This is a genomic window from Komagataeibacter sp. NFXK3, assembly GCF_054182245.1.
Map to the genome: position 1 here is coordinate 1 of NZ_JAPIVJ010000055.1, position 3,794 is coordinate 3,794.

A 3,794-nucleotide genomic window follows, 5' to 3' on the forward strand; every position below is an offset into this window, starting at 1 on the left:
GCGCCCTTGCCAGAGATTCCAGTTCCTGACGCTCCAATGCCGTCAGTTCAATCGCAACCGCTACACGTCCCATTCGATTACCCCTGCCATCAGGATAATCATATAAACTTCTCGATCAGGACACTAGCCGGATCTCTCGTTATGACCGACTGATGATCGAGCGTGGAGGGGGCAATCGGCAAAACACGACAGATTGGCTCGACCCGGTAATCGGCACGGTAGACTTCAATAAACCCAATCATTTGCGAAACGGGCGGTCGAACTCCGCCCGTACAAAATAAGCCGAAGCCTTCTTGAGGATCTCATTGGCCTGACGCAGTTCACGGACCTCACACTTCAACGCCCTGATCCGTGCCGTCTCGGCCGTGGTCGGTCCCGGTTGCGTCCCCGCGTTCCGCCGGGCCTGTTTCCACCAGTCGTGCAGGTTGTCGCCCGAACAACCAAGCTTGTCACTAATCTCGCGACAGGCCGCCGAAATGCTCGGGTAATCCGATCGATGCTCGTCCAGAAGGCGCAGAGCACGCTCATGAAACGCAGGCGAATAACGCGATGTTTTCGTCTTATCTACCATAGGGCTCAGTCTTCGAGAGTTTTACTCTCCGGTAAACCCGGGGCGGTTCATCCATCGACAGTACCGTGTCGGCAAAGGATGGCGCGTTCGCTGACGTGGCGACAACGCCGACTGTCACGATCAGCTGGCTTCGGCGCAGAGTTCGGCCTGGGTATTGTGTCCGAGCGCCGCATGAGACGGCTGTCGGGATCAGTCAGGCTGATCTGCCGCTGACCTGCCTCTCGGGTGGTAATTTCTCATCAGGCGGTTTTGGCGCCCGGCCGCGACATCCTGTTTTCGCATCATAGGCGGCTTTCTTCTTTTCGTATGCCGGACGTGCCGTTTCAGCCTGCTCCCTGACATCAGCTTCCAGTCGGGCGCGTTCTTTTGGCAGGGCCTGCGGATCCGTGTCCATGATGTCAGTACGCTCCACCTGTTCCATCAGTTCCGCGATATCCACTGCCAGATGTTCGCACAGTGCCTTGATCCGGTCATAGCGCACCGAACGGTATTTCGAGGCGTCGGCATCGATATTCGTGCCGTCGCTCAACACCTCGCCCAAGCGTAACAGGCCCGTCTCGCGCGCCACAAGCAGCTTCAATGGCTACCCGGTTTGTCCGGCGGAAAGCGGCAACCGTGTCGTGATCCGGATGCAGGTTTGCCGCCACGAAGCGTATCCCGATGTCGCGATATGTCGCCCGCTCGATCCAGCGTGAGGAAAAAATCCCGTTTGCATAGCTGCAGATCAAAGGTGATATTGTAGGGAACATCCAGCTTCTGACTGGTATGCCATGCCGCCTGATCCACAATGAGGACGGCGTGAGCGCCCTGCGCGACCGTGCGTGAAATCTCCGCGAGATGGAGCTGCATACCGTGCAGGTTGCAGACAGGGAGCACGAGGCCTGCGGCCGCTCCCTTTTCAGGGCAGATGGCCCCGAAAATCCACGCGGATCTGGTGCGCAGGTCAGCAACGGCCCGGGGCCGGGTGCCCCGTTTCGCCCACCGTCGGGTCAGCTTCGTTTTCTGGCCGATCCGCGCCTCGTCAGACCACCAGATTTCGATATCTTTTCCGGGATGTCTGGACCTGATTGCCGCCATGACACCGGGGAACTCTTTTTAAAAATGTCCTGGGCTTCTGTATCCTGGCGATAGTGCCGTGGCCGGGCTGTCAGCAGACGGAACCCCTCGCGGCGTATGATCTGACCCAGACGCGTTTCCGACAGGCTGACGCCATAGGTCTCATGCAGCCACCCGCAGAGATCACACAGTCTCCAGCGGACAACACCATGCACCGCAGGGATGGGTCCTTCTTCGAGCCGGGTTTTCAAGGCAGACAGCATCTCCTGTGTCAGGCGGGCTTTTTGTCCCCCGCCATGACGATCCACAAGGCCATCCAGACCATCCGCATTGAAACGCACCACCCAGTCACGGATACTCTGACGGTCTGTCCCGGCAAGCAGGGCCGCCTCGCCGCGTGAGGCGCCATCATAAATCGCCGCAAGCGCCAGCAGGCGACGCGACTGACCCGCATGCCGGCTTCTGCGCGCAAGGCGTCGCAACTCCGAACTATCATGATCGTCACGCAGGGATAGAGGGCTGCCCATCCAGAATGCCTCCTTCAGAGAATGGTCTGCATCCTGTGAATCACATTTTTAACCCGATGGGTACCCCGTGAGTCAGACCAAACAATGGTTGGTATAAGGGAGGGCATCCAGAAATTCAGCATGTACATTCCGGCCATCAGCGCGAAAAAGCCCAGCGACAGCATATAGATCGCCGGATCGCGCACAACGGCGGAAAACGTGCCGTGACGCACGTTCTTACGCACGCTCCACCCCTCGATTACCGTGCGTTCCTGTGATGAAAGCCATTTTGCTTCCTGTGGCGTGGAAGGCAGGACAAATACAATGATGAAACCAAGCAGAACGGACGGCAGCCCTTCCATAACGAACATCCACCGCCAGCCCGCAAGGCCGCCCACCTGATCAAAATGCGTCAGCAGCCACCCCGATACCGGACCGATCATGATCCCGGCGAGTGGTAGCGAAAGCTGGTGCCAGAAAATGACGCCCGACATCCGTTCAGCCGGATACCAGCGCGCCAGGTAATAGGTGCAGGTGGGTGCGAAACCGGCCTCGAACACGCCAAGCAGGAAACGCAGGATATAGAAGCTCTGCCGGTCATGGATGAAACCGGTCGCAGCCGATGTCACCCCCCACAGGACCATGATGCGGGCGAATGTTTTCGGCGCCCCGACTTTCGATGCCAGCAGGCTGACCGGTATTTCAAACAGGACCAGACCGATAAAGAAGACACCAGCGGCAAAACCGAACTGTGCTGCCGTCAGCCCGACATCCTGCGAAATATGGGCCCGCGCGAAACCCAGATTGGTGCGATCTATGCTGTCCATCAGATAGATCACGATAATCCAGGACATGATGCGCCAGTTCAGGCGGTGATACAGTCGTGTCTGGATATCTTGCATTGGCTTCATCCCATTTTTCCGGCCTGCGGTCCCCTGATCAAGGTGAGAACCGCAGGCGGCTTTCAGGTCATTGCGCGATGATCAGAAGTTGTAGGCGAAGCGGCCACCGACAAACCGGGGCTGGCCGGAAATACCCATGTTGACCGTTGTCGCAAGCGTCCGGCTGACGATGTAGTCACGGTTGAGGATATTCGTGGCGTAGGCCGTGACCGACCACGGTCCCTTGACCGGACGGAAGGTCACGCTGCCGTTCATCAGGAAATAGGACGGCAGCAGGTAGCCTCCGGTGCCGCGCGGCACGGTATCCTGCGCGCCACGGTATGAATAATCACCTTCCATGCGGATGACGTACCTGCGGAATACGGGTCATGTTTCATACGAAATGGGTTCTTCCGCACTTTTCGTGATGGGTATCTTGTACTGTGCTTCTGGAACTGGGAAATCCTGAAAGTCGCCCACTTTCATGGATATTCCCCAGTGTCACGCCTTCGGATCCCGGATCTTCCCCGTTCCCTCGTCGTTCGTCGTGTTGTTGCACTGGACAACAGAGTGGAGATCGAAGTCGGTCTGCGCAAGCGGAGTGTACTGTGTCCGGACTGTCAGTGCCCGACACAACGCGTTCACAGCTTCTATCAGTGTCTGACCGAAAATGAGTTGAGTGATTTCAGCGGGTTATGATTCATGGGTTTGCGATAACCTGATGAGATCAAGATGGCCTGGACTGAAATCACCCGAGCGCAGTATCAAAGGGACGACCTG

At 57.6% G+C, this 3,794-nt stretch carries 3 protein-coding genes, 2 pseudogenes and 1 other annotated feature; all 5 genes and pseudogenes read right to left on the reverse strand.

The window, feature by feature from the left end:
- Window positions 1–167: 167 nt before the first annotated feature.
- Window positions 168–284: a sequence feature (AL1L pseudoknot), on the reverse strand.
- Window positions 239–571 carry an IS3 family transposase gene (locus OQZ28_RS17225; RefSeq protein ID WP_053324181.1) on the reverse strand — a complete coding sequence of 111 codons (333 nt, stop codon included), beginning with the start codon at window positions 569–571 and terminating at the stop codon, window positions 239–241. Its footprint overlaps the feature before it by 46 nt.
- A gap of 46 nt (window positions 572–617) precedes the next feature.
- Window positions 618–1,353 (reverse strand): annotated as a pseudogene (locus OQZ28_RS17230) (IS5/IS1182 family transposase); the annotation flags it as partial.
- Window positions 1,301–2,154, reverse strand: a pseudogene (locus OQZ28_RS17235) (IS630 family transposase); the annotation flags it as partial. The pseudogenes OQZ28_RS17235 and OQZ28_RS17230, both read right to left, overlap by 53 nt.
- A 14-nt stretch (window positions 2,155–2,168) precedes the next feature.
- Complete coding sequence (locus OQZ28_RS17240) at window positions 2,169–3,044, reverse strand: MFS transporter (protein WP_082267048.1); 876 nt, start codon at window positions 3,042–3,044, stop codon at window positions 2,169–2,171.
- Between the two features lie 72 nt (window positions 3,045–3,116).
- Window positions 3,117–3,374, reverse strand: a complete 258-nt coding sequence (locus OQZ28_RS17245; RefSeq protein WP_053323800.1) for a TonB-dependent receptor — start codon at window positions 3,372–3,374, stop codon at window positions 3,117–3,119.
- Window positions 3,375–3,794 lie beyond the last annotated feature (420 nt).

Coding starts and splice junctions, on each gene's coding strand:
- OQZ28_RS17225 (WP_053324181.1), bottom strand. CDS start 571: ATGGTAGATAAGACGAAAACATCGCGTTATTCGCCTGCGTTTCATGAG.
- OQZ28_RS17240 (WP_082267048.1), bottom strand. CDS start 3,044: ATGAAGCCAATGCAAGATATCCAGACACGACTGTATCACCGCCTGAAC.
- OQZ28_RS17245 (WP_053323800.1), bottom strand. CDS start 3,374: ATGGAAGGTGATTATTCATACCGTGGCGCGCAGGATACCGTGCCGCGC.